This window comes from Nocardia heshunensis (assembly GCF_054782115.1).
This window is the reverse complement of record NZ_BAAGTC010000024.1, coordinates 27,135-54,124: the sequence shown is the minus strand read 5'-3', so window position 1 is coordinate 54,124 and position 26,990 is coordinate 27,135. Positions and strand designations below refer to the sequence as shown.

24 protein-coding genes are annotated in these 26,990 nt (G+C 67.9%); 9 read left to right on the top strand and 15 right to left on the bottom strand.

Annotated features, from left to right (window positions below; genetic code table 11):
• Window positions 1-67 precede the first annotated feature (67 nt).
• The 3 genes from ACYVN4_RS39235 to ACYVN4_RS39225 form a co-directional block, all read right to left on the bottom strand.
• Window positions 68-832: an energy-coupling factor transporter transmembrane component T family protein gene (locus ACYVN4_RS39235; RefSeq protein WP_460728308.1), complete on the bottom strand. Its 765-nt coding sequence runs from the start codon at window positions 830-832 to the stop codon at window positions 68-70.
• Complete coding sequence (locus ACYVN4_RS39230; RefSeq protein WP_460728381.1) at window positions 829-2,904, bottom strand: ABC transporter ATP-binding protein; 2,076 nt, start codon at window positions 2,902-2,904, stop codon at window positions 829-831. Before ACYVN4_RS39230 ends, ACYVN4_RS39235 begins: the two co-directional genes overlap by 4 nt.
• Window positions 2,905-3,443: 539 nt before the next feature.
• Complete coding sequence (locus tag ACYVN4_RS39225) at window positions 3,444-3,788, bottom strand: hypothetical protein (RefSeq protein WP_460728306.1); 345 nt, start codon at window positions 3,786-3,788, stop codon at window positions 3,444-3,446.
• A gap of 135 nt (window positions 3,789-3,923) precedes the next feature.
• On the opposite strand from ACYVN4_RS39225, the gene ACYVN4_RS39220 reads away from it, so the two are divergent.
• Window positions 3,924-4,784 (top strand): DUF5919 domain-containing protein, encoded by an 861-nt coding sequence (locus ACYVN4_RS39220; protein ID WP_460728304.1) that lies wholly within the window; start codon window positions 3,924-3,926, stop codon window positions 4,782-4,784.
• Entirely contained in the window at window positions 4,781-5,590 is an 810-nt protein-coding gene (locus tag ACYVN4_RS39215; protein ID WP_460728302.1) for an inositol monophosphatase family protein, read from the top strand. Before ACYVN4_RS39220 ends, ACYVN4_RS39215 begins: the two co-directional genes overlap by 4 nt.
• Here the strand turns inward: ACYVN4_RS39215 and ACYVN4_RS39210 are convergent.
• The gene (locus tag ACYVN4_RS39210; protein ID WP_460728379.1) at window positions 5,574-7,025 is read right to left on the bottom strand and encodes a flavin-containing monooxygenase; all 1,452 of its coding nucleotides are present in this window, start codon (window positions 7,023-7,025) and stop codon (window positions 5,574-5,576) included. The two genes, ACYVN4_RS39215 and ACYVN4_RS39210, sit on opposite strands and share 17 nt — an antisense overlap.
• A 95-nt stretch (window positions 7,026-7,120) precedes the next feature.
• Here ACYVN4_RS39210 and ACYVN4_RS39205 point away from each other — a divergent pair, with 95 nt between their 5' ends.
• Window positions 7,121-8,185, top strand: a complete 1,065-nt coding sequence (locus tag ACYVN4_RS39205) for an AraC family transcriptional regulator (RefSeq protein ID WP_460728300.1) — start codon at window positions 7,121-7,123, stop codon at window positions 8,183-8,185.
• On the opposite strand, the gene ACYVN4_RS39200 is transcribed toward ACYVN4_RS39205, so the two are convergent.
• The 4 genes from ACYVN4_RS39200 to ACYVN4_RS39185 form a co-directional block, all read right to left on the bottom strand.
• On the bottom strand, window positions 8,166-8,945 hold the full coding sequence (locus ACYVN4_RS39200; protein ID WP_460728298.1) for a metallophosphoesterase: 780 nt from the start codon (window positions 8,943-8,945) through the stop codon (window positions 8,166-8,168). The genes ACYVN4_RS39205 and ACYVN4_RS39200 overlap by 20 nt on opposite strands.
• 135 nt (window positions 8,946-9,080) lie before the next feature.
• On the bottom strand, window positions 9,081-9,863 hold the full coding sequence (locus ACYVN4_RS39195; protein WP_460728377.1) for an RluA family pseudouridine synthase: 783 nt from the start codon (window positions 9,861-9,863) through the stop codon (window positions 9,081-9,083).
• A gap of 23 nt (window positions 9,864-9,886) precedes the next feature.
• Window positions 9,887-11,245, bottom strand: a complete 1,359-nt coding sequence (locus ACYVN4_RS39190; RefSeq protein WP_460728296.1) for a WS/DGAT/MGAT family O-acyltransferase — start codon at window positions 11,243-11,245, stop codon at window positions 9,887-9,889.
• A 170-nt stretch (window positions 11,246-11,415) separates the two neighbouring features.
• A complete protein-coding gene (locus ACYVN4_RS39185; protein WP_460728294.1) occupies window positions 11,416-12,129 on the bottom strand; it encodes a HalD/BesD family halogenase in 714 nt (237 codons plus the stop codon).
• A gap of 194 nt (window positions 12,130-12,323) precedes the next feature.
• Between ACYVN4_RS39185 and ACYVN4_RS39180 the strand changes: the two genes are divergently transcribed.
• Window positions 12,324-13,178 (top strand): LLM class flavin-dependent oxidoreductase, encoded by an 855-nt coding sequence (locus ACYVN4_RS39180; RefSeq protein ID WP_460728292.1) that lies wholly within the window; start codon window positions 12,324-12,326, stop codon window positions 13,176-13,178.
• Window positions 13,179-13,262: 84 nt separating this feature from the next.
• On the opposite strand, the gene ACYVN4_RS39175 is transcribed toward ACYVN4_RS39180, so the two are convergent.
• Window positions 13,263-13,667, bottom strand: a complete 405-nt coding sequence (locus tag ACYVN4_RS39175) for a hypothetical protein (RefSeq protein WP_460728290.1) — start codon at window positions 13,665-13,667, stop codon at window positions 13,263-13,265.
• A gap of 292 nt (window positions 13,668-13,959) precedes the next feature.
• On the opposite strand from ACYVN4_RS39175, the gene ctaD reads away from it, so the two are divergent.
• Both ctaD and ACYVN4_RS39165 read left to right on the top strand, forming a co-directional pair.
• Window positions 13,960-15,696, top strand: a complete 1,737-nt coding sequence (gene ctaD, locus ACYVN4_RS39170; RefSeq protein WP_460728288.1) for an aa3-type cytochrome oxidase subunit I — start codon at window positions 13,960-13,962, stop codon at window positions 15,694-15,696.
• 122 nt (window positions 15,697-15,818) lie between these two features.
• Entirely contained in the window at window positions 15,819-16,721 is a 903-nt protein-coding gene (locus ACYVN4_RS39165; RefSeq protein WP_460728286.1) for a quinone oxidoreductase family protein, read from the top strand.
• 218 nt (window positions 16,722-16,939) lie between these two features.
• Here ACYVN4_RS39165 and ACYVN4_RS39160 read toward each other — a convergent pair whose 3' ends face one another.
• Complete coding sequence (locus ACYVN4_RS39160; protein ID WP_460728375.1) at window positions 16,940-17,401, bottom strand: MarR family winged helix-turn-helix transcriptional regulator; 462 nt, start codon at window positions 17,399-17,401, stop codon at window positions 16,940-16,942.
• Between the two features lie 97 nt (window positions 17,402-17,498).
• Between ACYVN4_RS39160 and ACYVN4_RS39155 the strand changes: the two genes are divergently transcribed.
• On the top strand, window positions 17,499-18,932 hold the full coding sequence (locus tag ACYVN4_RS39155; RefSeq protein WP_460728284.1) for an MFS transporter: 1,434 nt from the start codon (window positions 17,499-17,501) through the stop codon (window positions 18,930-18,932).
• Window positions 18,933-19,084: 152 nt separating this feature from the next.
• Window positions 19,085-20,596 carry an AMP-binding protein gene (locus tag ACYVN4_RS39150; protein ID WP_460728282.1) on the top strand — a complete coding sequence of 504 codons (1,512 nt, stop codon included), beginning with the start codon at window positions 19,085-19,087 and terminating at the stop codon, window positions 20,594-20,596.
• Between the two features lie 20 nt (window positions 20,597-20,616).
• Here the strand turns inward: ACYVN4_RS39150 and ACYVN4_RS39145 are convergent, their stop codons facing one another.
• Together ACYVN4_RS39145 and ACYVN4_RS39140 are read right to left on the bottom strand one after the other, a co-directional pair.
• Window positions 20,617-22,818, bottom strand: coding sequence for a M20/M25/M40 family metallo-hydrolase (locus ACYVN4_RS39145; protein WP_460728280.1), 2,202 nt, complete (start codon window positions 22,816-22,818; stop codon window positions 20,617-20,619).
• 34 nt (window positions 22,819-22,852) lie between these two features.
• A complete protein-coding gene (locus ACYVN4_RS39140) occupies window positions 22,853-23,614 on the bottom strand; it encodes an SDR family oxidoreductase (protein WP_379354090.1) in 762 nt (253 codons plus the stop codon).
• 121 nt (window positions 23,615-23,735) lie between these two features.
• On the opposite strand from ACYVN4_RS39140, the gene ACYVN4_RS39135 reads away from it, so the two are divergent.
• Window positions 23,736-24,578: a helix-turn-helix transcriptional regulator gene (locus tag ACYVN4_RS39135; RefSeq protein WP_460728278.1), complete on the top strand. Its 843-nt coding sequence runs from the start codon at window positions 23,736-23,738 to the stop codon at window positions 24,576-24,578.
• A 3-nt stretch (window positions 24,579-24,581) separates the two neighbouring features.
• Here the strand turns inward: ACYVN4_RS39135 and ACYVN4_RS39130 are convergent, their stop codons facing one another.
• From ACYVN4_RS39130 to ACYVN4_RS39120, 3 genes are all read right to left on the bottom strand, one after another.
• Window positions 24,582-25,568 carry a cation diffusion facilitator family transporter gene (locus tag ACYVN4_RS39130; protein WP_460728276.1) on the bottom strand — a complete coding sequence of 329 codons (987 nt, stop codon included), beginning with the start codon at window positions 25,566-25,568 and terminating at the stop codon, window positions 24,582-24,584.
• A 64-nt stretch (window positions 25,569-25,632) separates the two neighbouring features.
• Window positions 25,633-25,809, bottom strand: a complete 177-nt coding sequence (locus tag ACYVN4_RS39125; RefSeq protein ID WP_460728274.1) for a hypothetical protein — start codon at window positions 25,807-25,809, stop codon at window positions 25,633-25,635.
• A gap of 45 nt (window positions 25,810-25,854) precedes the next feature.
• Window positions 25,855-26,955 (bottom strand): aryl-sulfate sulfotransferase, encoded by a 1,101-nt coding sequence (locus ACYVN4_RS39120; protein WP_460728273.1) that lies wholly within the window; start codon window positions 26,953-26,955, stop codon window positions 25,855-25,857.
• Window positions 26,956-26,990: the final 35 nt, after the last annotated feature.

Sequence of the window (26,990 nt, the reverse complement as noted above, 5' to 3'; positions counted from 1 at the left end):
GCGTTCTACTGGAGATCACCGTAGCGCGTCACACCGACATACCGAATAATTTTCGGCTCGAGCGTCGTTAAAACAGCAGTTCGACACCCACACCCAGCGCGCACATCAAGGTCATCACCAACAGCGCGACCAGGTCGCCGCGGCCGGGAGCGCCCGGGCGTGCTGTCAATTCGCCGGTGCCGCCGCGGGTGGTGATGGCCTCGCCCAGTTCGGCCGCGCGGCGCGAGGACACCGCCATGCTCGCGGTCAGAATGTCGACCAGCGGATTCTCGACCGCGCGCTGCACCAGCGAATCCTTGGGCCGCAGCCGGCGGGCCGCGCGCAGCACCCGCATCTCCTCGAGCAGCAGCGGCAAGCCGCGCAGGGTCAGTGCGACCACCACGGCCCACTCGTCGACCGGGACGGTGTGCCGGACCCCGTTGCGGGTCCAGCCGATCCGTTTCAGCGGCGCACCGAGTTTCGCCAGCGCGGGCGCGATCTCACCCATCGGCGTGGTCCAGGCGAGCATGAACGACGAACCGAGCAGCAGGAATCCGAACAACACGACCTGGGCCGAGCGCAGGACGGCCGTCATACCCACGGGCGCGACGATGGCCATCCCGATCGCGATACCGGCCCACAGCCACCACGGGAAGCGCGGCAGGGTGCCCAGCGGCAGCCGCGCCAGCAGGAAGACCCCGACCAGGAACAGGGTGCCCAGGCCCAGCAGCCACCAGGACGGGATGAACATCAGCAGCAGGCTGAAGACGAAGACGCCGATCATCTTGGTACCGGCCCAGAGTCGATGCACCGGGCTGTCGGTGGGTACCTCGCGCAGGACGACACTGCTCATCGGACGCCTCCGCGGATATCGTGATTCGGGCTGTATTCCGTTGCCGGGGAGTCGTTGTCGACCAGTCGGCCGTCGCGCAGGTGCACGGTGCGGTCGCAGACCGCGGACATATCGGCGACGTCGTGGGAGATGACGATCAACGTCAGGCCCGAATCACGCAGCCGGGCAAGCAGTTCCACCACTCCGGCGCGGCCCTCCGGATCGAGTCCGGCCAGCGGCTCGTCGAGCACCACCACCTGCGGGTGACCGGCGACGAGCGCCGCCAGCACCACCCGTTTGGCTTGGCCGCCACTGAGTTTCTCCACCGATTGCGAGGCCAGTGCGCGGTCGAGTCCCACGGCGTCGAGGGCCTTGGCGACCGCGTAGGTGCCGCTCCCGCCCCAGTCTTCGATCTCCTCGCCGACGCTCTGCCGCTGCAACTGCAGCCGGGAATGCTGGAAAGCCAACTGCACGGCCCCGATTCGCTTGTGCACCGGGCGGGTTCGGGTGAAGTCGCGGAGTTCGCAGGTGCCCGCGGTGGGGACGGTGAGTCCGGCCATGATCCAGGCCAGCGTGGATTTTCCGGAACCGTTGCCGCCCACCACGAGTAGCGCCTCGCCGCGCCGCACGGTCAGGTCGATGCCGTGCAGGGCGGGCGCCTCCCACGGGGTGCTGCGGTTGTAAGTGTGTGCGACACCGCGCAATTCGAGGACCGGGTCGCCCATGGGCCGCCGTCGCGGATCGCGGACGGGTCGCGGCCAGGCGGGGAGGTGATCGACGGTGCGGCCTTCTCGAAGATGGATCACCCGATCGGCGGCGGCCGCGTCGGCCTCGTGATGGGTCACCAGCACCACGGCCATCGGATGCCTGCGCGGCAGGTCGGCCAGCAGCGCCACCAGATCGCGGCGGCCCTCGGGGTCGATCATGGAGGTGGCCTCGTCGGCGAGCAGCAGCGTGGGGCGGCGGGCCAGGGCGGCCGCCACGGCGAGCCGTTGCTGCTGACCGCCGGAGAGGGTGGAGGTTTCGCGCCCGCCCATCCCGGCCAGTCCGACCTCGGCCAGCAGGCCGTCGATATCGACGTTCGCGGCGTCCGCGGTGGGCAGGCCCCACACCACATCGTCGGCGACGAGGACGCCGAGGGTCTGACTCTCCGGGCGCTGCAACACCATCGCGGTGCCGCCGCGCACGCCCAGTCCCGCCGCGCCCGGCCGGGTGACCGTGCCGGAGGTGGGTGGGCGGCCCGCGAGCAGCCTGGTGAGCGTGGATTTTCCGGAACCGTTGTGGCCCACGATGGCCACGAATTCCCCGACCTCGATGGTCAGGTCGATGCCCTGCAACGCGTCGGTGCGCGCCTCGGGATAGCGGAAGGCGGCCTGCCGCAGGGTGACCGGCAGCGGCGCCACTGGCCGGTCGTCGGCGGGCGCGTCCAGCAGATCGTCACGGCCGGGCAGCCAGGCCAGCCGATCCAGCACCGAACCCAGCACGAACCACGAGAACACGCCGCTGACCAGCATGGCCGCGACGATGCCGCCGCCCACGAAGACCCACCACCAGTGCAGCACGGTGTCGGTGCTGCTCGCCGCGAACCGGCCGATCGGTTCCAGCGAGGATTGCCGCGCCGCAAGGTTTTCCACGCCCTTGGCGAGATTGCGGATGTTGTCGAACAACAGGTGCCGCGACTGCGCGAGCGCGAGCAGCATCCCGACCGTCAACGCCGCCATGATGGCTCCGGCCAGCGTCGAGAGCCCGATCACCGCGGGCAGCCCGCCGCGCCGCCGCTTGACCGTCCCGATGATCCCGCCGATCACCGCGACCCCGACCAGGTTCTCCGCCGACAGCAGCCCCGCCGCCACGAACGTCACCAACGTCCCCGCGATGGTGGTCGCCAACTGCGCGCGGAATCGATGCCGATGCGCCAGCAACCCCATCGGCACCGCCGCTACCAACTGCAGCGCCGCCGCGAACGGCACCAACGACCCGAGGGTCACCAGCCCGACGGTCGCCCCACCGAGCACCGCCCCCGCCGCCAGCTCGATCGGCCGCAACGGCCCGCTGGGCAACGCCCCCTCGGTACTTCTCCCGGCGCGGGCCACGCCGGCCTGGTCGGCCACGCCGCCGCGAATCCGGTACGAATCGGTCACGCCTACCAGTCTGCCGTGTCCCGCCCCCTCCCCACCGCCACCTCTCAACATCTCCACAGAGTCCGGACACGCCGATCACAATTGATCGGGCCGAACCGCCCACCCAGGCTTGCCATCAACCCAGACCGCAGGTTCGGGAATCCGGCCCTGCCTGATCCGCAGCCAGAGGCCCGCAGTGCTGACGGAATGATCGCGGCACATAGCCGTTGTGTCGGCGTGAACGATTGTGGGCTCCGGCCACTGGAACGGCACCGGACCGCAGCCCGCGATCAGATCGGGCCGCCAGTACTCGATCATCGGAAGCGGCCACCCCGGCCATCGGCCGACGGTGACAACGGGGTCGGGGACCCACACCGGTCCGTTCAGCCGCCAGCGTTGTAACCGTTCGTATGGAATGCCGGTCTCCACGGCGAATCGCCGCAATCCGAGGTAGTACCGGACACCCACATCAAGATCGGTTCGCGGTGGATGAACCGACGCTGACGTCGTTGTCAACGGATCCTCATCTCGCAGGGAGCATCCGGCGGAATGATCCACCGCGCGAAGGTTTCGTGCGGATCGACGGTGATCAGATCCGCCACCGCCACCAGCGTGGCGGGAGCGCTGCCGTCGACATGGTCGAGCGAAGGGATGATCACCGCCTCGACGCGACTTCTGGTGGCGATCACGATCAATCCGTCGATCGGATTCGCCATGACGTCCGTGAACACCACGATTCTCGTCACCGAGTAACCGAGACGACTTGCCAGACTACGGATTCGACACGAATCCCATTCCTGGCGAGGCCCGCTGATGTCCCGGCGGAGATAGCCCAGCGCGATCGGTTTCGATCCCATGCCAACAGCGTCGCCGTCGAACCGGTCTCGGCGCGGCACCGCTGAGGTTCCTTGCTCGACAGGAATGTCTCTTCTATGTCTCCTCGTGGGAGTAGGATTTCGCATATCACCGGTACTGCATCCCGAGGCGGCTCTGTGGGTACTGTTCTGAAAGCTCTACTGCAACAGCGTCATCTGCAGACCGTCACTGTGTTCAACCGGGAATACGACCGATTTGCGAAGAGGCTCGATCCCGAGTTGGTGGGGTGCGGCCCGAAGAAGGCACAGTTCTACCGATGGTTGGCGGGAGGGTTGACCACCCTTCCCTATCCGCACCACCGTCGGATCTTGCACGCGATGTTTCCGGACTGGTCGATAGATGAGCTCTTCGAACAGTATTCGGGCCCCATCAACGCTCTGGTGCCTCAGATTCCTCCGTCGCAGATGGCTGCGAAGGCCGGTTGCAGATCCGATGTCGCGGACATCGAGGCCGTGTTTCCCAATCGGATGGAATTCCTGCGCGCGCTGCCGCCACAGGAGCTGTTCAAGGAGGCGCGCCGAATCGACATGGTGGGGCTGTCCCTGAACCTACTGTGTCAGCAGTGTTCTGACGCCGACATACTGAGACTTGTGCAATCCGGGGCACACCTCAGATGTCTGTTCCTCGAACCGAGTGGCACTTACATCCGGCTTCGGGAGCGCGAGGAGGGGCATCCGTCGGGGGTTCTCACCAGCCTTACGGATCTGAATATGCGGACCCTCCGTCGGCTACGGGTGCGGGTTCCCGACAGTGCGACGGGTTCGATCGCACTGCGTACTTACGATGCCCCACTCCGATACAACATCACCATCGTCGACACGAATGTCTGTGTAATGCAACCGTATCTGCCGACCGCAAGGGGAATCGATTCCCCGGCGTTCGTGGCGCGCAAGTCCGGCATGCCGGGGATCTTCGACACGTTCGCGGCTGTTTTCGAGTCGATGTGGGCGGATGCCCGTGAGGAGTCGAGCGAATGAGAGAGAAGCCTTTTCTCCTGGAAGTTGCGCGTTCCGCTGTCGCGCTCGGAGGCAAGCTGTTGGGCACGACGGAACCAGGTGTGGTGAGCGCCAAGGGGGATCGTGACCTTGTGACCGAACTGGACGTCACGATCCAGCAGACGGTGCGCGCTTACCTTGCCGACGAGACCCCGGAGATCGCGTTCATCGGTGAGGAAGGCGGGCCTGACGGGCTGGAAGGCGGCACACAGGAGCTGTCCTGGGTACTCGATCCGATCGATGGAACATCGAACTTCATTCACGGTCTGCCGCTCTGCGCTGTATCCCTTGCCTTGGTGCAGCGGGGGATTCCGATTGTCGGTGTGGTCGGCGCGCCATTTCTCGGGCTCGAGTACTACGCCACCGAAGGGGAGGGTGCCTTCGTCAACGGTCGCCCGATGCAGAACAGTGGAGTCGAGTCGCTCTCGGGTGCGATCGTTTCCCTCGGCGACTACAGCGTGGGGGAGGGAGCGGCCGGCAAGAATCGAGTCAGGCTCGCAGTGACGGCCGGGCTTGCGGACAGGGTCGAGCGGATTCGTATGTTCGGTTCGGCGGCACTGGATTTGGTATGGGTGGCAGAAGGGCGTACCGATGCTTGCATTCTGTTGTCGAACAAGCCGTGGGACACCGCCGCAGGCGTCCTGATCGCGCGTGAGAGTGGAGCGGTGGTGACCGACTCGAACGGCACACCGCACAGCTCGACCGCCGTTCATACGATCGCTGCCACGCCATTGATTTCGGCCGCTCTGTTGGACCTTGTCGGGAAGGCGGCTATCGGGCGGGGGTGACCGTGTAGTCCGGGAGGTGGAGCTTCCTGGTGCGGCGGCGGTAGCTGCGGGTGGTGCCGGGCCAGTTGTTGGTGATGCGGCCCGACGGGGTGCGGTACCAGCTCGTGCAGAAATTCCACGGGGTGCGGGAAAGGCGTTGTTGGAGGGCCTCGTTGAAGGCCTGCTCGGTTTCGGGGCGGACCTCGAGGGCGGTGCCGGGGCGTTCGGCCAGGAGTTGGACGGCGTGGCGGATGTAGCGGGCCTGGGATTCGATCATGTAGATGATGGAGCCGACGCCGAGGTTGGTGTTGGGGCCGTAGACCATGAACATATTGGGGAATTCGGGGACGGACAGGCCCAGGTAGGCGTGGGCGCCGCCGTCCCACACATCGCCGAGCGCGCGGCCGCCGCGGCCGCGGATCTTCATGGGCCACAAGAATTCCGTGCCCTTGAACCCGGTGCCGTAGATGATGACGTCGGCCTCGTGCAGGACGCCGTCGGCGGTGCGGACACCCTCGGGGACGATTTCGCTGATGGACGTGGTCTCGACCGCCACATTCGGTTCGCACAGCGCGGGGTAGTAGTCGTTGGAGAACAGTCCGCGTTTGCAGCCGATCGGATAGTCGGGGGTGAGTTTGGCGCGCAGCACCGGATCGGTGACCTGCTCCTCGAGATGGTTCTCGGCGATCCGCGCGACCCCGCGCACGATGCCGGGGAACTCGACCAGCCCCAGCGCCACGAATTCGGCGATGATCCACCACGAGAACCGTTCGGCCACCGGCATTCCCGGGATCGAGACGAGCACGCGCTGATGGACCGGCTTGTAGTCGGTGTCGAATTTGGGCAGCACCCAGGCGGCGGTGCGCTGGAACACGGTCAACTGCGCTGCCTGCGGCTGGATTTCGGGAATGTACTGGATGGCGCTGGCCCCGGTGCCGATGCAGGCCACGCGGCGGCCGTCGAGTTTCACCTCGTGATCCCAGCGCGCGGAGTGGAAGGATTCCCCGGCGAAGCGCTCGATGCCGGGTATCGGCGGCATGGCCGGGCGCGAGAGCTGCCCGACCGCCGAGATCAGCACGTCGGCGGTGCGTTCCACGCCGTCGGCGGTGCGGACGGTCCACTGCCGGGCGGTCTCGTCGTAGTCGGCCTCGGTCACCTCGGCCCCGAACACGATGGACTCGGCCAGGTCGTGCCGCGTCGCGACCCCGTGCATGTACTCCCAGATGTCCGCGCGGGTCGAATAGCGCTGCCGCCACCGGGGTTTGGGTTCGTGCGCGAACGAGTACAGCGGTGACGGCACATCGCAGGCTGCCCCGGGGTAGCTGTTCTCCCGCCACACCCCGCCCAGGTCGGCCGCCTTCTCCAGGATGGTGAACTCCCGGAAGCCGTTGCGCTGCAACTCGATCGCCATGCCGAGTCCGCCGAATCCGGCGCCTATGATGATGACCGACGGCATTGTGGTGCTCCTCACATAGCAGACTCCTCTCACTGTAGGAGCGAGGTCCCGATTTCGTGGGCGACCTGATCGAGAATTTCGGCCATAATCAGGGGATGGGCACCGTGCAGGAGGCGAGCATCCGGGATTGGGATTTCCCCCGCGGCGTGGCGAGCGTCGCGCTCATGGTGGGGTTCGCGCGCGAGCACGGGGTGGTGACGGCCCGCATGCTGCACGGCAGCGGTCTCACCGAGAAGCAGCTCGCGGATCCGGACGCGCAGATCGACGCGCACACCGAGCTGGCGATCATCCGGAATCTGGTGCGTGAGCTGGGCGTGCGGCCGAATCTGGGGCTCGAGGTGGGGCGGCGGTATCGCATCTCCACCTTCGGCATCTTCGGCTTCGCCTGCGTCAGCAGCCCCACCCTGGGCGAGGCCATCGCTTTCGCGCTGCGCTTCCTGGAGCTGAGTTTCACCTTCTGCATTCCGGCGGCCCGCTGGCAGCCCGGCGAATTCGTGGTGCACGACGAGCGGGTGCCCGCGGATGTGCGGCGCTTCCTGGTGGAGCGGGATGTGACGGCCATGCATCAGGTGCTGTCGGATCTGCTCGGCCACCGGGTCGAACTGCTGCGCGCCGACTTCGCCTTCCCGGCCCCGCCCAACCTGGACCTGTACATCGAAATCTACGGCCTGCAGCCACATTTCGAGCAGCCGCACACCACCTTCGCCCTGGATCCGACCCTGCTCGAGCAGCCGCTGCCGCAGGCCAACGACCACACCTGGGCCATGTGCCTGGCCCAGTGCCGGGATCTGGTGTCGCGCCGCCGCGCCCGCACCGGCATCGCGGCCGAGGTGCGCGGGCGGCTGGTCCCGCGCGGGGGCGTGGACGGATTCGCGGTGCCACCCGGAATCGACACGGTGGCAAGGGATCTCAATATGAGCACCCGCACCCTGCGCCGTCACCTGGACACGGCGGGCACCAGCTACCGGCAGCTGCTGGACGAGGTGCGCCGTGCGCTGGCGGAGGAAATGCTCACCGCCACACCGCTATCGGTGAGCGATGTGGCGATTCGGTTGGGCTACGCGGAGGCGTCGACCTTCATCCACGCCTTCAAGCGCTGGACCGGCACCACGCCGTCGGTGTACCGGCGCGGCGCGGTGGTCACTCCGCCGCTTCGCTGAGCCGACCGGCCATCCCGATCGGGCGGAACATCGACAGCAGTCCGGCCTCGGTGATCGAGTGGAATACCAGCGAAGGGTCGGGCGCGAAGTCGATCGGCACGTGTCCCGGTGCGCGCGTTTCCCATTCGCAGCCGATGGTGGAGGACACGCTGGGCGCCACGATCAGCGGCTTGCCCGCGAACGCCGTCATCAGCCCGGCGTGCACGTGCCCGGTGAGCACGGCCGCGATGCGGGTGTCGCCGGACACGATCTCGGCGAGGCGTTCCGGATTGGTCAGGCGGATCGGGTCCACCACGGTGGACTGCACCGGCACCGGCGGGTGATGCATGGCGATCAGCACGGTGTCGTCGGCGGCGGTCTGCGCGAGGGCGTCCTCGAGGAAGGCGTAGGTCTCCTCGTCGAGGCGGCCCTCGGGCTTGCCGGGAATGCTGGAATCCAGCAGCACCACGGTCACGCCGTCGCCGCGGTGCACATTGTTGATGGGCGCGTAGCCGGGGTCCTGGTCGAAGAGGATCTGCCGCATATTGCCGCGGTCGTCGTGATTGCCGGGCAGCACCAGCACCGGAATCTCGGAGGTGAACGCCAGCCGGGCCTGCCGATATTCGTCGAGCTCGCCCTCGTCGGTGATATCGCCGGTGACCAGGATGAGATCCGGTCGCTGCGGCAGCTCGGCGAGGAAACCCATCACCCGTTCGGCGCGTTCGACATTGCGGGTGCCCATATTGAAATGGGTGTCACTGAGCTGAGCCAGCAGAACCATCGGCGTTCGCTTTCTGTGAAGGGCCGCATCGTCGCGCCCCGGCTGTGCCGCCGCACCGCGGTCACCTCATTGAGGCTAAATGACCTGCCCCGATGTGGATCGGTGAGACCCGCCACGCAATATAGCGAATTGCCATCACTGCGCGGTCGGGGTGGCCTGCGCCATGAGTTCGCTTGCGCTGCTCAATAGTTGCTGTGGTGCGTCGGTGAGCGTCACCGCACCCGGTTGCCAGAAGTCCGCTCCCGGTTCCGCCTCGAGTTCCAGTAGACCATTCGGACGCCAGGGCGCGTCGAGGGTCAAACGCCACGAATGCAGATGCGTGCGCGGAAATTCACCGGTGCGATCGAAGAGCGGATCGCCGACGATGGGATGGCCGATCCAGGCCAGGTGCACGCGAATCTGATGCCGCCGCCCGGTGAGCGGGCGCAGCGCCAGCACACTGTGCGACTCGGTGCGGGCGACGGTGACGAATTCGGTGACCGACGGATAGTTCTTGCCCGCGAGTACATCCGAGGCATCGACCTGCCAGGTGTCGGCGACACGGTGAATCGTTTCTCGGGGAGCCGCGATCCGCACCCGGTTCTTGCGTCCGACGCTCAACGGCAGATCGATGACACCACGGTCGGGCAGGTCGATGCCGGAGACGACCGCCAGGTACGCCTTCGCCACCGTGCGCTTGTTGAACTGCCGGGTGAGCGGCCCGTGCGCGGACAGCTCCCGGGCCAGCAGCACCAGCCCCGAGGTCACCTTGTCGATGCGATGCACCGGGTACAGCGTCTCGCCCTGTGCCGCCGCCATTTCCACGATGTCGGTGTCGTGACGTTCCCCGGTCACCGAGATTCCGGCGGGCTTGTTCAGGGCCAGCACCGCCTCGTCCTCGAGGATCAGGCACTGTGCGCGCAGTTCGGGCCACTCCATCACGTGGCCAGCCTAGTAAGTGGTCAGGCGGTGGCCTTTTCCAGCTCGGCGAGGCCCGCTTCCAGATGGTCGATCATGCGATCCAGGTCCGGCACCGTGCGGCGGCAGCCCACCAACCCGAAATCGAGGTTGTCGCCATTGGTGGTCAGCGTGATGTTCATGGCCTGCGATTCGAAGGGAATCGAGAGCGGATAGTTGGCGTCCAGCCGCGCGCCCTGCATGTAGACCGGTTTCCGAGGTCCCGGCACATTCGAGATCACCAGGTTGAACGGCATGCGCGGCAATGCTTCGAAGCCCGGTAGTAGTGACACCCCGAGCGGCGTCATCAGGGCGGCCGACAGCAGCATGGCCTCGAGCTTCGGCAGCTGCGTGAACACCTGCTTGGCCTCGCGCATGGAGGTGCTGATGGCCGCGAGTCGTTCCACCGGGTCCGCGAGATGCGTGCCCAGGTTGGCCAGGCAGGCCGCGACCATATTGCCTTCGGAGGTGTCGGATTCGGCATTGCTGCGAATGTTGACCGGCACCATGGCGATCAGCGGTTCGTCGGGCAGCGCGTCGCGTTCGAGCAGGTAGCTGCGCAGCGCCGCGGAGCTCATGGCCAGCACCACATCGTTGACCGTGGCGCCGGTGGCGGTTCGTACATTGTTGATCCGCTCCAGCGGCCACGACCGCACCGCGATGCGTCGGGCCCCGCCGATGGAGGTGTTGAAGATGGTGCGCGGCGCGGTCATCGGCATGGTGAGCCGACCCTCGATCGCGCCCCGCACCGGCGCGGCGATCGATCCGGTGGCGCGCAGGATGCGCGGCACCGAGCGCCGCACCTGCGCCCACGGGCTCTCGGGTTCGACGCTGTCGTCGCGCGGCACCGGCGGGGTGCCCCACGGCACCGACAGATTGGTGTCGAGCGGATCGTCGGTGAGGGTGCGCTGCAGCAGCCGCATGGCCGAGACGCCGTCGATGAGCGCGTGATGCATTTTCATGTAGATGGCGAAGCGGCCGTCGGACAGCCCCTCGATGAGGCGGCCCTCCCACAGCGGCCGATGCCGATCCAGCAGGATGCCGTGCAGCCGCTCGGTGAGATCGAGTAGATCGTCCAGGCCGCCGGGCGCGGGCAGGGCGGAGCGGCGCAGGTGGTAGCCCAGGTCCACGCTCTCGGCATGCGACCAGGCCAGGCTGGAGAAACCGCCCAGCAACCGGCTGGGCTTGCGCCGGAAGCGGGTGCGCACCTCGGTCTTCGCGGACATGGCCGCGAAGAGTTCGTGGGTGTAGTCGGGGCCCGCGTCGGCGGGCGGCTCGAACAGCTGCAGGCCGCCCACGTGCATGGGGTGTTCGCGGGATTCGATGGCCAGGAAAATGGCGTCGAGCGGATTGAGAAGATCCATGGGAGTCGCCTAAACCGGGTGGGCAGGGTTGAACCGGACGGCAAGAGATCTGCCCGAAGTTGATGACGGGTGCGGCGACACTGCCCCCCGCTGCGTGAACGTGAATCAAGTTATCACTCTCTGCGATTCGCCCGCAGCGAATGAGCGACAGCAAACCCCCGGCAGGCTTGCTAGCTGGCTGCCCTGTGGGCCTGTTCCCGCTCGGCCCCGGTGCGCGAGGCGAAGGCCATGCCTACGGTCGTGCGGCGGCCGTTCACGAAGGGGTGCACCCGGTGCAATGTGGTGTCCGTGCGCATCAGATACAGGTCGCCCGGATGCAGCTCCCAGGAGTGAATCGGGTTGCGCGTCAACGTCCGGTACACGTCGTCGTGGTCCCAGTCGCGGTGGGTGTGGGCCACCGTCTGCACGAAGCCGCCGTCGGCCAGCGGCGGGCACTCCACCACCAGGACGAGGGCGAAAGCGTAGTCGTCCCAGTGCCATTGGCCCGCGACATCGTCGTGGTGCAGGCGGTTGACCCGGTAGCGGCGGTCGTCGGTGCGGCCCAGCACGGGTTCGGCGGCGATGAGGGAGAGGTTGTGCCGCAAGGGTTCACAGTCGTAGAGCGCCGGGATGCAGGCGGCGTGCGCGGCGACCTCCGGTTCGACCAGTTCCACCTGCTGCCGGGCGCCGCCCTCGCCCTCGGGCAGCAGTTCACCCCACTGTCGGTGATGGTCGAGCAGGGTCAGCGCCTCGGCGGCCAGCACCCGTTTGACGCGATGCGGCAGCAGGAAGCTCAGGCGCGCTATTCCGGTCTCCGCCAACCGGTTCCGCGCGTGCGCCAGGGCGGAGGGATCCACCGCGCGCAGATGTTTGTGGGCCGACTCGATCGTGCTGTGAACCTGCACCGCGCACGTCCCTTCGAAAAGACCTGCCCTCGCCCGGGAGGGCTCGACTCCGATTGTAATTCGTTGCCCGGCAACGACTATGGAATCGGATTGCCGGTTGATCACGATCTGAAACGGGGTCGGCCGCACGGAATCGCCGAATCGACGCGTAATTGCCCGCCCGCACCCGGTCACGCGGTAACTTGATATTCGCTATGGCGGATTACGGGCATGAGCTGAGGTTCGGGATCTTCGTTCCGCCCGAGGCGGCGCGCGGGCGTTCGCTGCTGCGCCTGGTCCGCCAGGCCGACGAGTCCGGGCTGGAAGTGCTGGCGGTGCAGGATCATCCGTACCAGCCCGCCTTCCTGGACACCTGGACCCTGCTGTCCTTTCTGGCGGGCATCACCCGCAATCTGACCCTCATGCCCGCGGTGGCGAACCTGCCGCTGCGCCCGCCCGCCGTGCTGGCCCGCAGCGCCGCCAGCCTCGACCTGCTCAGCGGCGGCCGGATGGAACTCGGCCTGGGCGCGGGCGCGTTCTGGGATGCCATCGAGGCCATGGGCGGCACCCGCCGCACCCCCGGCCAGGCGCTCACCGCGCTACGCGAGGCAGTCGGCGTGCTGCGCGCCCTCTGGGGCGAGGGCGAACGCACCCACCTACCCGGCGACTTCTACCCGTTGCGCGGCGCGAAACCCGGTCCGCCCCCGGCACATCCGATCCCGATCTGGCTGGGTGTCTACGGCCCCCGCGCGCTGCGCATGACCGGCGAACTGGCCGACGGCTGGCTCGGCAGCGTCAGCTACGCCCCGCCCGAACACCTCGCCGACCTGATGGCCGCCATCGACACCGGCGCCCGCGAATCCGGCCGCATCCCGGCCCTCATCCGCCGCGCCTACGTCATCGACCCGACCATGACCCCACCCCAGCTCACGGATCTGGCGCTGTCCCACGGCATCAGTGAATTCCTGCTCCCGGTCGACCCGGACGGCGAGGGGCCCACCCACCACTTCGTCACGGAGACGGTCCCGGCGGTCAGGGCGGCCGTAGCAGCGGCCCGCGCACGGCACTGACCTCTCGTCATTCCGGCGTGCTCTTGGCCGGAATCCAGCCGGTTCGTGTGGATCCCGGCCAAAAACACGCCGGGATGACGGAGACTATCTAGCCCCGAAGAATCGGTTGTGCATGATCTGGCGCAGCGGTGACAGGATGCCGTCGAAGCTCACCCGGTCCGCGCGCACGGTATGCATGCTGGTGTCCCCGCGCTTGGGATCCTCGCAGATCACCCGCAGTTTCTTATTGCTGCTGCCGTGCCCCGCGCCCAGGGCCAGCGTGACCGTCCCGTCGGAGCCGACGGTGCCCCACGGACCGCTCACGTCCGCGGCCGCGATCTGGCACTTGTTGTCCGGCTTCTCGCCGGAGACGCGGGCGCTGATCTCGGAGCGGCCGTGGATGACGGCCTTGGGTTCGTCGGTGGCGGTGGCGGCGCCTGCGGCGAGCAGGGTGCCGAAGATGCCGACCACGGCGACGGTGGCAATCCTGGTGCGCAGTGAGCGAGACATGGTTCTGATAGTGAATCGCGACTTATGAGGTTTTCGTGACGTCGTTGGATGAACTGACGTTGAATAACGCGTCAAAATTGTTTGCGGCCGGTCTGTTTCACCGGACGTCGAGCGATCCCCCACGGTCGAAGACCCTAGCGGATCGACCGCCGCCCGCAATCTTCCATTTCGATCCCGGTACTGGTGATGCGGAGTGTTTTCCGCGAAGATCGGTTTGCTGTAGGTACGCTGTGCGCCGTTCTATGTGCCCCGATTGGTAGAGCTGGACGGAACCCCTCCCGAGGAGGATGTGGTGACAGCAGTTGCTCCAAAGCCCGAACACGAACTCGAATGGTCCCGGCCGTTCCCGGCGCGCAGTGGCCTCAAGGGCTCGTTCATCTACAAGGCGATCACCACGACCGACCCCAAGATGCTCGGGATGATGTATCTGACCACCGCCATCACCTTCTTCCTGATCGGTGGCATCATGGCGCTGCTGATGCGCGCCGAGCTGGCCCGGCCGGGGATGCAGTTCCTGTCCACCGAGCAGTTCAACCAGCTGTTCACCATGCACGGCACGATCATGCTGCTGTTCTATGCCACGGCGATCGTGTTCGGTTTCGCGAATGTGGTGCTGCCCTTGCAGATCGGCGCACCCGACGTCGCGTTCCCGCGGTTGAACGCGTTGAGCTACTGGCTGTACCTGTTCGGCGCGAGCATGGCCACCGGCGGCTTCCTCACCCCGGGCGGCGCGGCCGACTTCGGCTGGACCGCCTACACGCCGCTCTCGGACATCGTGCACTCGCCGGGCGTCGGAGGTGACCTGTGGATTCTGGGTCTGGCGGTCTCCGGTCTGGGCACCATCCTCGGTGGCGTCAACATGATCACCACCGTGGTCTGCCTGCGCTGCCCGGGCATGACGCTGTTCCGCATGCCGGTGTTCACCTGGACCATCCTGGTGACGAGCTTCCTCATCCTGGTGGCCTTCCCGATCCTGACCGCCGCGCTGTTCGCGCTGGCCTACGACCGGCACCTGGGCGGGCACATCTACGATCCGGCCAACGGCGGCAGCATCCTGTACCAGCATTTGTTCTGGTACTTCGGGCATCCCGAGGTGTACATCATCGCGCTGCCGTTCTTCGGCATCGTCTCGGAAGTCTTCCCGGTCTTCAGCCGCAAGCCGATCTTCGGTTACACCACGCTGGTGTACGCGACCTTCGCCATCGCGGCGCTGTCCATCGCGGTGTGGGCGCACCACATGTACGCGACGGGAGCCGTTCTGCTGCCGTACTTCTCGTTCATGACCTTCCTCATCGCGGTCCCGACCGGAGTGAAATTCTTCAACTGGATCGGCACCATGTGGCGGGGGCAATTGACCTTCGAGACGCCGATGCTCTTCGCGGTCGGCTTCATCGTGACGTTCCTCTTCGGTGGTCTGTCGGGCGTCATCCTGGCCTCCCCGCCGATCGACTTCCACGTCTCCGACTCGTATTTCGTTGTCGCGCACTTCCACTACGTGCTCTTCGGCACCATCGCCTTCGCCACGTTCTCGGGCATCTACTTCTGGTTCCCGAAGATGACCGGCCGCATGCTCGACGAGCGCCTGGGCAAGTGGCACTTCTGGACCACGTTCATCGGCTTCCACACCACGTTCCTGGTGCAGCACTGGCTGGGCAACAAGGGTATGCCGCGTCGCTATGCCGACTACCTGCCCGAGGACGGATTCACCACGCTGAACACCGTTTCCACCATCGGCTCGTTCATTCTGGGCGCGTCGATGCTGCCGTTCGTGTGGAACGTCTTCAAGTCCTACCGCTACGGCGAGGTCGTGACCGTGGACGACCCGTGGGGCTACGGCAACTCCCTGGAGTGGGCGACCTCCTGCCCGCCGCCGCGGCACAACTTCTACGAGCTGCCCCGGATCCGTTCGGAGCGTCCGGCTTTCGAGCTGCACTACCCGCACATGGTGGATCGCATGCGCGCCGAGGCCCACGTGGGTTGGGGCTCGAAGCATCACGCGGTGGTGGAGCACGAGAACGCCACCACCTAGCCTGTCCCGCACTGCTGCGCGGCGGTCGTCTTCGGACGGCCGCCGCTTTTTTTGGCTTGACACGATTCATAGATCGGAGATAATTTTAGGACCATAACAAGTTCAATCGAAAGGTCGTAGCAGTGCACAAGATTCAGTTCTCCGGTCGCCGTCCCGTCATCACCGACGTGGCCGAGCTGACGCCCGGCCCGGGGCAGCTGCTGGTGCGCACCGAGCTGGTGGGAGTGCATGTCGGCCTGCTGCGCATGTTGGAGCGCGGCGACGGCGGGCCCGACGGCGGCGAGATCGTCGGCACCGTCGTTGCGGCCGGACCGGACCTGACCGACTGGATCGGCAAGCGGGTCGGGGGAGTGGTCTTCGAGGGTGCGTATGCCGAATACGCCACGGCCATGCCGCCATTGATGACCGAGATCCCGGCCGGTGTGGCCACCGCCGATGCGCTGGCGCTGGTGCGCGGCGGCGTCATCGCGCTCGGTCTGCTGCGCACCGCGCGTTTTGCCGCCGGTGAATCGGTGCTCGTGACGGGCGCGGCCAGCGGCGTCGGCCACCTGGCGATCCAGCTGGCCAAGGCTCTCGGCGCGGCCCGCGTGATCGCGGCCGTCAGCACCGACGACAAGGCCGATTTCCTCCGCGACTGCGGCGCGGACGAGGTCGTCACCTACGACGAGACCTGGGCCGAAAAGGTGGATGTCATCCTCGACGGCGTGGGTGCGGACATGGTGCAGCGTGGGGTGGAAACCCTTGCCCCGCACGGCCGTCTGGTCGCCTTCAGCGCCTACGGCGGCAGCGTGGACGCCAACACCCTGCTCGGTGAGCTCAAGACGGTCACCGGATTCTCCATGGGCCTGCTCAGCCGCACCCGCGCCGACCTGCTCGACGCCTGGCGCACCGAGCTGTGGGAGCTGCTGGCCGCGGGCCGGATTCGCCCGCGCCACACCGTCTTTCCGCTGGTGGAGATGGATGCCGCACTGGACCTCGTGGCCACCCGCCGCAATCTGGGCCGGGTCGCGGTGAGCCCGGCGTGACGCCGCCGCATAGTTACCGCGCGGTTGGGGCAAATGACCGATACCGCTGCGCGGGCGCGGCGACTACCGTCGATGCCGGAAGCCGGTCTCACCGTCCGGCTTTCGTGCCCGGATTCCCTCTCCGGGCGTTGCCGGCCACTGCCCGGTCCGGCGAATGGCATCGGCCCGATACGGATCTCCTGTCCGTATCGGGCCGATGCCATTGTGATCGGAACTGATCAGGGCCGGGGCCAGGGTCGCCCGTCGAGGCGCTCGATATCGGTGTTGAAGCGGGCCAGGAAATTCGCGAAGGTCGCGACATCCTCGGATGACCAGTTGGCCATGACCCGGTCCAGGCCCTCGGTGTTCGCCCGCCGCTCGTCCTCCAGCGCGGTCTCGCCCGCCGCCGCGATCCGGAACTTCCGCGCGATGCCGCCGACCGGATCGGGGATGCGATCCACGAGCCCGCCGCGCAACAGCGCCGCGGTCTGCCGGTTGACCGTGGAGGTGTCGAGCCCGAACGCCTCGGTGAGCTCGCCGATGGACATCGGTCCGTCCACGGCCAGGCGGCTCAGCAGCACGTAGGCGCTGCGATCCAGGCGGCTGCCGTCGCGGCGGTAGCGGGCATTGATGGTGTAGCGACCGAGCAGCATGGTTTCGAATTCGACGCGGGCCGTGGGTTTTTCGGCGGGCTGTTCCATGCCGTCCTTTCGTCGCACAGAAGAATCTGTCTATCACGGGTGAGCTGGGTCACATCATCTATGTGCATTATGCACAGATTATGTAGCGTACACATGCATGTCCCAGCAGAACCCACACCGGCCCGGCGGCATCGTCGGCGTCCTCGCCCTGGCGGGCATCATCGCCGCCGTCATGCAGACCCTGGTGGTCCCGTTGCTGGGCGAACTGCCGCAGCTGCTGCACACCTCCGCGTCCAACGCCTCCTGGGTGGTGACCGCGACCTTGCTGGCCGCCGCCGTCACCACCCCGGTCGCCGGGCGGCTCGGCGACCTCTACGGCAAGCGGCTCATGCTGCTGGTCTCCACCGCCCCGCTGATCGCGGGCTCGGTGGTGTGCGCGCTCGCCGACTCGGTCGCGCCCATGGTCATCGGCCGGGGTTTGCAGGGCATGGGGATGGGCATTCTGCCGCTGGGCATTTCGGCCCTGCGCGATCTGCTGCCCGCCGAACGGCTGGGACCGTCGATCGCCATGGTGAGCGCATCGATGGGCATCGGCGGCGCGCTCGGCCTGCCCATCGCGGCGGCCGTTGCGCAGCACGCGGATTGGCGGGTGCTGTTCTGGGGCGCGGCCGGATTGAGCCTGCTCATCGCGATTCTCATTGCCGTGCTGGTGCCCGCCGTGCCGGTCAGCGCCACGGGACGCTTCGACGCGATCGGCGCGGTCGGGCTGGGCGCGGGACTGGTCTGCCTGCTGCTGGCGGTGTCCAAGGGCTCGACCTGGGGGTGGGGCAACACCACCATCGTGGGCCTGTTTGCAGCGGCCGTGCTGAGCCTGGCGCTGTGGGCGTGGTGGGAGCTGCGCACCGCCGACCCGCTGGTCGACCTGCGGGTGACCGCGCGCCCGAAGGTGTTGCTCACCAACGCTTCCTCGATGGTGCTCGGCTTCGGCATGTACTCGGCCTCGCTGATCGTGCCGCAGCTGCTGCAGCTGCCGAAGACGACCGGCTACGGGCTCGGCCAGTCGATGCTGGCCATGGGTCTGTGGATGGCCCCGGGCGGCGTGATGATGATGCTGGTGTCGCCGCTGGGCGCGAAGCTGTCGGCGGCGCGCGGCCCGAAGGTGACGCTGGTGTCGGGCGGGCTGGTGCTGGCGGCGGGGTACGCGCTCTCGACGGTGCTGATGGGATCCACCTGGGGACTGCTGGTCGCGGTCTGCGTCTGCAATTGCGGTGTGGCGCTGGCCTACGGCGCGATGCCCGCGCTGATCATGAGCGCGGTGCCGCTGTCGGAGACCGCCGCCGCCAACAGTTTCAACACCCTCATGCGATCCATCGGCACCTCGTTCTCGGCCGCGGTGATCGGCGCGGTGCTCTCGCAAATGAGCACGAGCCTGGGCGGGCGCACGATTCCGACCGAAAGCGGTTTCCGGACGGGTCTTTTCATCGGCTGTGGAGTGGCGCTGGCGTCGGCGGCCATTGCGGCGTTCATCCCGCTCGGAAGCGGTGGCCTGCGTGGGTCCGCGCGTGCGTCGGAGCGGCTGGCCGCGGCTTGATCGCTTGACCACATAACGCCTGGTCATTCGTCCATTTGCGGCACGAAGGGAATAGCAGCAGACTTGCTGCTTCGGTGCTGTACTGTCCGCAGTCGGAGCGCGAAACCGCCGCGTTCCGGCGCAATCCGCAGGTCTCGACTTCGGGAGGGACAATGCTCGCCGATTCTCCGGATGTTTGCGATACCGCACCGGGCTTCGCTGGCCGCACCGCCGAGTCCGCCGTCGGCGACTCCACCGATTGGCGGCGGCAGCTACGCCGATGGAACGACACCAGCTCCGCGGTCGCGCTGACGCTACCCCAGCTGCTCACCCGCGCCGCCTCCTACGATCCGGAGGCCGCGGCCGTACTGTGCGGCGGCGTCGCCCTCACCTACCGGGAGCTGACCGAGCGGGCGAACCGCCTGGCGCGCAGGCTCATCGGCGCGGGCCTCGGCCCGGAGGACGTGGTGGCGATCGCGCTGCCCCGCTCGCCGGAATGGGTGGTGGCGGTGTGTGCGGTCGCGCACGCTGGGGCCGCCTTTCTGACCGTGGACCCCGACGCCGCGCCCGTTCGCATCGCCCCGATCCTCGCCGATTCCGGTGCGGTCGCGGGGATTACGACCGAGCTGCGCCGGGACCTGCTGCCCGCCATGGCCTCCGGCGACTGGCTGCTCATGGATCCCATCGTGCCGTCGGACCGGTCCGACGAGCCCGAGCTGCTGGACGCGCGAGTGCGTGAGCTGATGGCCGGGGGTGCGCCGCTGCGCCGGACCAGCGGCGAGAGCGCGCCCGGCGCGGCCGGTGTCTGGTCGGCGCCACTGGCGGCCCCGGTCTCCGACGCCGAACGGGTGCGGCCGCTGCGGCTGGAGCATCCCGCGTACGTCGTCTATCCGCCCGAGTCGAGCGGAATCATGCGGGGCGCGACCATCACTCACGCCGGACTGGCCAACCTGGTGGTGACCCAGGCGCAGCGCTGCGACTCCGATCCGGACGCCCGGGTGCTGGCCGCCGCCACGCCCGGCCGCGACACCGCCGTCTGGGAGCTGTTGCTGGCCTTGGCATCCGGGGCGGCGCTGGTGGTGGCCCCGCCCGGCCCCTACGCGGGCGCGGACCTGTACGAGCTGATGACCGACGCGCAGGTCACCCACGCCGTGCTCACCCCGCACATTCTCGCCACCCTGCCCAGCGCCGAGCCGCTGCCGCAACTGCGCCTGCTCGCCACCACGGGCGCGGCCTGTCCGGCCAAACTGACCGGAATCTGGTCGGCCGGGCGCTCGTTCGTGAGCGGTTACGGCTGGCCGGAGGCTGGCCTGTGCGCCACCATGAGCCGCCCGCTGGACCCGGTCGCCCCGCACGCGGCCGTCTCCATCGGCGGCCCGGTGGTCGGCACCCGCTGCTATGTGCTGGACGAGAAGATGAACCCGCTGCCCCCGGGCGTCCTGGGTGAAATCTATGTCGCCGGTGCGGGTTTGGCGCGCGGCTACCGGCATCGCCCGGGCCTCACCGGCGCCCGCTTCCTCGCCGACCCGTACGGCCATCCGGGCGACCGCATGTTCCGCACCGGCGAGCTGGGCTGCTGGCGCGGCGACGGCGAACTCGACCACCACGGACGACTCGGCTCACAGCCGATCGGGCAGCAGGTGGCGCCCCGATACTCGCGGGTGGGATCGTCCGGGGCGTTGTAGGTGGTGGGGGAGGCTGTCGGCTAGGGCAAGGCGACGGTTCTGGAAACGGTGGCGGTGCTGTCCTGACGGAAGTAGCGGTCGTCCGGCAGTGGCGGCAGGGCGTCGAGATGGGAGTCGGGCAGCCAGGAGTTGTCGGCCAGCCGGAGGGCGAGCGGTCCGGGCGAGGCGATCAGATCCACGTCGATGCCTTCGGGCGGTACGGCGTAGAAGTGGAAACCCTTGGCGGGCACCGGCGTAATCTCGCGCCCGGCGATGCGCAGGGACGTCGGTGCGGTGTCCCAGTTCAGGTCGATGCGGGTCGCGGCACGCGGCGACGTGAGCCGCAGCCGGACCGTCCGGGTGCCGGAATCGGTGGTGTCGGAGACGATTTCGGCGGCGGGCGGCAGCAGCTGCTGGGCCGGGGCCGGACCGAGGAGGATGCGGGTCCAGTCGTCCGGCGGCAGCTCCGAGATCCACCGGGCTTGCCCATGATCCGCGTCCAAGGAATAGGCGAGCTGGGTGCGGCGCGGATGCTGATCGTCGAAGCGGTCGACGCCCAGCCCGGCCGTGCACAGCGCGGCGACCAGCAGCAGCGCCGTGAGCGGGATCGGCCAGCTCTGCCGTTTCGGCCACGACGGGGTCAGCACGAGCAGCAGCAAACCGCCGAACAGCACCGTGGCGGGCGCGGCCAGGAAGGGCGCGGTCCCGAGCCCGGCCCGGACTCCAGGCCAGGCGGTCGCGCCGAGGAAAACCGCGGCGGGAAACAGGAATACGGCCAGCATGGGCAGTCGCCAGCGCTCGGGCGTCACGAACGTGAGCGCCACTCCGACGGCAGCCGCCGACGTCGGAACGACGACCATCTGGGCTGCGGCGGGCGCGAAACCGGTGAACGCCATGCCGATCGCCGCGATACCGGTCAGCAGGCCGACCGGGGCGGCAGTGGGGCCGAACACCCTGCGGGCGAACGCATACCAGGCCAGCAGTACCGCGACCGACAACGTCAGCACGGCGAGATGGAAGAACTCGGGACGGAACGGGTCGACCCCGGCGCTCGCGTACTCCGGTCGGATGGTTTGCAACAACGCCCACAGGCCGTAGGTGGCTGCGACGGCCAGCGGCACCGTCAGCAGTGCGGTAATCGCCGCGAGCACAACGGCTTTGATGCTCGCCTCACCGGTGCAGCGCACCTGCCGGATCGTCCAGACCGCGGCGAACACCAGCATCACCGCCAGGGCGATGATCACCCAGATCGGCACGACGACCAGCGTGCCGAAGGGCAATGCGAAGTACGCGGGATTCGAGCGGTCGCCGGTGTCGCCGAGATCCCGTCGCCCGAATTCCCTGGCCTGGGCGAGGGTGTTCGCACCGAGTTGTTGCAGCGTAGCCAGATCCACGTGCTCCGGATCGTCCATGCGGCTGTGGTAGTAGGCGCTCTTGTCGGTGTACGCCCAGTCCAGCACGCGCAGCCCGCCCGGCGCGAAGGACGTGAAATCGGTAGTGCTGCTGGTGGCGTCGCCCGCGAGGGCAGTGGTCAGCGAATCGCTGGTGGGATTCGGCACGCCGTCGGCGATCGCCCGGATGAGCGCGCCCTCGGGCTTGGTGAGCCGCCACAGTAGGGGCGAGCCGCCCGCGCCGCGCGCATCATGATTGATGACGACACCGTGCTCGCGGTCGTACTTGCCCTCTGCCACAAAGGCTTCCGCGCCGAGCAGGCCAGGCTCCTCGCCATCGGTGAACAGCACGACCAGATCGTTGCGCAGCGCACTCGGCTCCGAACGCAGCGCCCGCACGGTCTCCAGAATGGCCCCGATTCCGGAGCCGTCATCGTTCGCGCCGGGCGCGGAGGGCACCGAATCATAGTGGGCCACCAGGTAAACCGTGCCGGTCGACGCATAGCCCGGGATCCGGCCGACGATGTTCTGGACCCGCCCGAGATTGATCTCCTCCTGGCCGGGCGCCACGGGGAAGCGTCCGATGCCGGTGCGGATCTCGGTGTCCACACCCCGGTCCCGCAGTTGCTGTGCGAGATAGTCGCGGACCCGGTCGTGCTCGGCGGTGCCGACCGGATGCGCCCGCGTCGCGATCTCCCGAATGTGAGTGAACGCCCTTGCCGCACTGAAGGTGTCGTCCGGGGCTCGCACGTCCCGGTATCCGTGCGGCTGCTGCGCCCACGCGGTGGCGACCACCACCGCGATCAGTAGTGCGAAAGCCAGGAATCCTCGAAGCCCGCGTCCCACCCGCATGCCCCGATCCTAGGCGGGTGAGCGTCGGGAGAGCTCAAGCCTGCTGGGTCGGCAGGATGATCGCCTGCCGCAGGTTCACCCGGGCCGGGCGGCTGGTGGTGTAGGCGATCAGGTCGGCGATGTCCTCGGGCTGCAGCGATTCCATGAACTGGAACATGCCGTCCAATTGGCCGCTGAGCTCGGCATTGTCGACGTGATTGCCGAGCTCGGTGTCGGTCAATCCCGGCTCGATATTGGTGACCCGCACCTTGCGCGGACCGAGCTCGGTGCGCAGGGTCGCCGAGAGCTGGGTGATGGCGGCCTGCGTCGCCCCGTACACCGCGTAGCTGGGGAACGGCACGTGTGCGCCGATGGAGGAGATATTGACCAGGTCGGCGCTGCGGCCCGCGTCGGCGGCGGCCAGCAGGTCGGGGACGAAGGCGCGGATCATGCGCAGCCGCCCACCCACATTCGTCTCCAGCATGCGGGTCCACTCGTCCTCACGGCCGTCGGTGATCGGGTTGGGCAGCATGACGCCCGCCGAGTTCACCACCAGATCGACCGGACCGAATGCGGCGTGCACGGCCTCGGCGGCCGCGGTGACGCTCGCGGAATCGGTGACGTCGACGGTGACCGCCAGTGCGGTCCCGCCCTCCGCCTCGATCTTGGCGGCCAGGGTCTCCAGCCGATCGGCCCGCCGGGCCAGCAGCGCCACCCGGGCCCCGTTGCGGGCCAGCAGCAGTGCGGTGGCCTCGCCCATGCCGCTGGCGGCTCCGGCGATGACGGCGGTCCGGCCGGTCAGGTTCTCGTAGCTCATGTCCGAAAGCTCCTTCGCTGTTTTGCTTGTGAACTCATCCTGCAAGCGCGCGAAGGGCCCAGCGAGGGCACCGGTTTTCCTGGGTCTGGCAGTACCAGGATGGTTTCGTAGGCTGGTTGCCATGCAGACCGACCTCGGCGATTTCCTCCGCTCCCGCCGCTCCCGCATCCGCCCCGAGGACGCGGGCCTGCGCGAATACGGCCGCCGCCGGGTCTCCGGTCTGCGCCGCGAGGAAGTCGCGCAATTGGCCGGCGTCAGCGTCGACTACTACATCCGGCTGGAACAGGGCCGCGGCAAACATGTCTCGGACGCCGTGCTCGACGCGGTCGCCCGTGCCCTGCGCCTGACCGATCCCGAACGCCTGCACCTCTACGCCCTGGCCCGCCCGAACGGCACCGTCGACGCCCACCCCACCACGACCACCGGCGTCTACCGCGACACCTTGCGCCCGGGCGCCCGTCTCATCCTCGACGCCCTCACCGCGCCAGCGTTCATCCTCGGCCGTCGCATGGACGTGCTGGCCTGGAATGCCATGGGCGACTTGGTCTCCGGCTTCTCCCGGGTCCCCGCCGCCGAACGCAACCAGGCCCGCTATCTCTTCCTAGAGCCCGCCGCCCCGACCTTCTACCCCGACTGGGAGAACGTCGCCGCCGAAACCGTCGCCTACCTGCGCCGCGACGCGGGCCTACACCCGGACGACCCGAAGGTCACCGCCCTGGTCGAAGAACTCTCCACCCGCAGCCCGGACTTCCGCCGCCACTGGGCGGCGCATCCCATCAAGGAAAAGACCTTCGGCGCCAAGCTGATCCATCACCCCGAGGCGGGCCCGCTCGACCTCGGCTACGAAACCCTGCTGCTCCCGGGCGATCCCGACCAACTCCTGGTCGTCTACACCGCCCCGCCCGGCTCCCCTGCCGCGGCCGCCCTGGCGAACCTCGCCGAACGGCATGCCGTGAGTGTGTGAATCTCAGCTCGAGGCAATGGTTTTGCGGTGCACCGGGCCGTGTGGCTCGGCGCAGTGCGGCTCGTGGTCGTGATCGTCTTCCGGGCATTCGTCGTGATCGGTGAAGTCGACCTGCAGCACCGCGTGATCGATGTGATGGGTCTCGGCCAGCATGTGGGCGACCGATGCGCGCACGGCCTGGCTGTCCGCGCCCGGCGCGACCAGGATGTGCGCCGAGAGTGACGGGACGCCCGAGGTGATTTCCCAGATGTGCAGGTCGTGCACCTCGACCACGGAATCGACATCCGCCATCTCGCGGCCGATAGCGACCGGATCCAGGTAGCTGGGCGCGGCCTCGAGGAAGATGCGGCCCGAGGCGCGGACCAGGCCGACACCGGCCTTCACCATGAGCACCACCACGATCAGGGTGGCGATGCCGTCCGCGCGGGCGAAGCCGGTGACCATGATGATCAGACCCGCGATGGCGGTGGCGATGAACGCGAACAGGTCGTTGAGGATGTGCTGGTACGCGCCCTCGACATTGAGACTGGTCCGGTTGGCGCGGCTGATCATCCAGCTGGCCAGCACGTTCACCACGATGCCGATCAGGGCGGTGACCAGCACCAGGCCACCGGTCACGTCGGGCGGGTCGATGAGGCGACGGATCGCCTCGTAGGTGAGCCAGGCGGCCAGGCCCAGCAGCGTCAGACCGTTGGCCTGCGCGGAGAGGATCTCGGCGCGCTTCCAGCCGTAGGTCATGCGGCCCTCGGCGGGCCTGGCGGCCAAGCGGATCGCCCACAGCGCCAACACGATCGAGGCCGCGTCGGTGAGCATGTGCGCGGCGTCGGACAGCAGTGCCAGTGATCCCGCGACGAGGCCGACCACGACCTCACCGAGCAGGAACACCACGATGACCGCCAGTGCGCCCGCCAGCCAGCGCTTGTCGCTGTCCGCGGTCGCGCCGTGCGAATGCCCGTGATCGTGCCCGTGCTCGTGCGTATGCCCGCCCATAACCCTCCTTGGTAGTGCCCGACGAACACCATATGCATGAATCGCTATGTATGCAATATTCAGCCTAGGAAAGGTCCCGGAAGGTCATGAGGAACCCCGCACAGGCAATGAGGAACAACGCCGTGAAACCGATCGCCCGCAGCCACGGCCAGGGCCAGTCCCGGACCCACAGCCCGGTGAGCATGACCCCGACCAGCATCAACGCCCCGTAGAGCGGTGTCCGCTGCGGATGGCGACCCATAACTCCTGCATACGCCTGTTTCGGTGATGAGTCATGCGCGCCGCGCTACAGCCAGGGGATCTCCTCGGCGGCATACCGGTAGGCACGGAAGATCGCGTTCGAGACGCCGGGGAAGACCGCGGCCGTATCGGCGTCCGGGTACTCGGTGAACGACGGCACCACGTACTCCCAGACGATCCGGCGGTCCCGGGTGACCTCGAAGATCCGCCCGAACGCCGCCTCGGTGACGAGGGTATTGCCGTTCGCCAGCCGCTGCGCCCCGCCCATGTACGGGGTGAAGAACGCCTCGCGGGGCGAATCCTGATACGTCCACACGAGTTCGCCGGTAGCCAGGTCGATTTCGAGGACGCGACTGTAGGTCACCGATTCGCCGGTGCGGAAGGTGCCGTTGTCCAGCAACAGGATTCGGCCGTCACCGACGGGTGTCGCGTGATGCTGCTGCGCCACGGTGCCGCGATCGGCGAGCAGCCGGTAGCCGCCGGTGCCGCGATCGATCACGATGACCGCCGACACGCTGCGCAGGCTCGCCACCACGGTGTTCTCGTCGAGCGGGTACACGCTGTTGATGAGCGGCCAGTGCTCACGCCAGTAATGCGGCTGCAGCACCGCGTCTTCCGGGTCCAGGTGCGCGGCGGCCTGCCACTCCCACCGCAGCGTGCCGTCGGCGTCGACCTCGCGAATGACGTCCGCCCACACCACGCCGTCGGCCTCACTGCCGGGCACGCCGCCGCGAATGCGGGCGGCCGCGGCACCGGTCAGCGGCTCGACCGCGGTGTAGAGGATGCGCCCGTCGTCGTAGTGGTGGGCGTCGTGGTGCTGCAGGTCGTCGCGATGCTCGGCGAGCAGAGTGCCGTCCGGGGCGTACTTGCCCAGCGAACCGCCGCTGTACTTGCGCCACATGGGAAACAGCACGCCCGCCGCGAGCGTCGCGCCGTTGTAGGCCAGCGTGCCGTCGGGCAGCAGCCGGGCGTGACGGCCGGGGCGGTGGGGCAACTGCCAGCGGTGCACGCGTTCGCCGGACAGGTCGACCAGATCGACGATGCCGTTCCCCGCCAACGGCGCGTACAGGGTGTAACCGGGAAAGGCCAGCTCAGGGTCGCTGCCGATGAGTCCGATGCCCCGGCGCTTGAGGGTGTTCTGCTCCACGATTTCCTCCAAATATTCAGACTCACTGAATATTC

Bases quoted from the DNA above. Each gene is read 5' to 3' on its own strand.
- ACYVN4_RS39235 (WP_460728308.1), bottom strand. From the start codon at position 832: ATGAGCAGTGTCGTCCTGCGCGAGGTACCCACCGACAGCCCGGTGCAT.
- ACYVN4_RS39225 (WP_460728306.1), bottom strand. From the start codon at position 3,788: ATGGGATCGAAACCGATCGCGCTGGGCTATCTCCGCCGGGACATCAGC.
- ACYVN4_RS39215 (WP_460728302.1), top strand. From the start codon at position 4,781: ATGAGAGAGAAGCCTTTTCTCCTGGAAGTTGCGCGTTCCGCTGTCGCG.
- ACYVN4_RS39210 (WP_460728379.1), bottom strand. From the start codon at position 7,025: ATGCCGTCGGTCATCATCATAGGCGCCGGATTCGGCGGACTCGGCATG.
- ACYVN4_RS39205 (WP_460728300.1), top strand. From the start codon at position 7,121: ATGGGCACCGTGCAGGAGGCGAGCATCCGGGATTGGGATTTCCCCCGC.
- ACYVN4_RS39200 (WP_460728298.1), bottom strand. From the start codon at position 8,945: ATGGTTCTGCTGGCTCAGCTCAGTGACACCCATTTCAATATGGGCACC.
- ACYVN4_RS39195 (WP_460728377.1), bottom strand. From the start codon at position 9,863: ATGGAGTGGCCCGAACTGCGCGCACAGTGCCTGATCCTCGAGGACGAG.
- ACYVN4_RS39190 (WP_460728296.1), bottom strand. From the start codon at position 11,245: ATGGATCTTCTCAATCCGCTCGACGCCATTTTCCTGGCCATCGAATCC.
- ACYVN4_RS39180 (WP_460728292.1), top strand. From the start codon at position 12,324: ATGGCGGATTACGGGCATGAGCTGAGGTTCGGGATCTTCGTTCCGCCC.
- ACYVN4_RS39175 (WP_460728290.1), bottom strand. From the start codon at position 13,667: ATGTCTCGCTCACTGCGCACCAGGATTGCCACCGTCGCCGTGGTCGGC.
- ACYVN4_RS39160 (WP_460728375.1), bottom strand. From the start codon at position 17,401: ATGGAACAGCCCGCCGAAAAACCCACGGCCCGCGTCGAATTCGAAACC.
- ACYVN4_RS39155 (WP_460728284.1), top strand. From the start codon at position 17,499: ATGTCCCAGCAGAACCCACACCGGCCCGGCGGCATCGTCGGCGTCCTC.
- ACYVN4_RS39150 (WP_460728282.1), top strand. From the start codon at position 19,085: ATGCTCGCCGATTCTCCGGATGTTTGCGATACCGCACCGGGCTTCGCT.
- ACYVN4_RS39145 (WP_460728280.1), bottom strand. From the start codon at position 22,818: ATGCGGGTGGGACGCGGGCTTCGAGGATTCCTGGCTTTCGCACTACTG.
- ACYVN4_RS39140 (WP_379354090.1), bottom strand. From the start codon at position 23,614: ATGAGCTACGAGAACCTGACCGGCCGGACCGCCGTCATCGCCGGAGCC.
- ACYVN4_RS39135 (WP_460728278.1), top strand. From the start codon at position 23,736: ATGCAGACCGACCTCGGCGATTTCCTCCGCTCCCGCCGCTCCCGCATC.
- ACYVN4_RS39130 (WP_460728276.1), bottom strand. From the start codon at position 25,568: ATGGGCGGGCATACGCACGAGCACGGGCACGATCACGGGCATTCGCAC.
- ACYVN4_RS39125 (WP_460728274.1), bottom strand. From the start codon at position 25,809: ATGGGTCGCCATCCGCAGCGGACACCGCTCTACGGGGCGTTGATGCTG.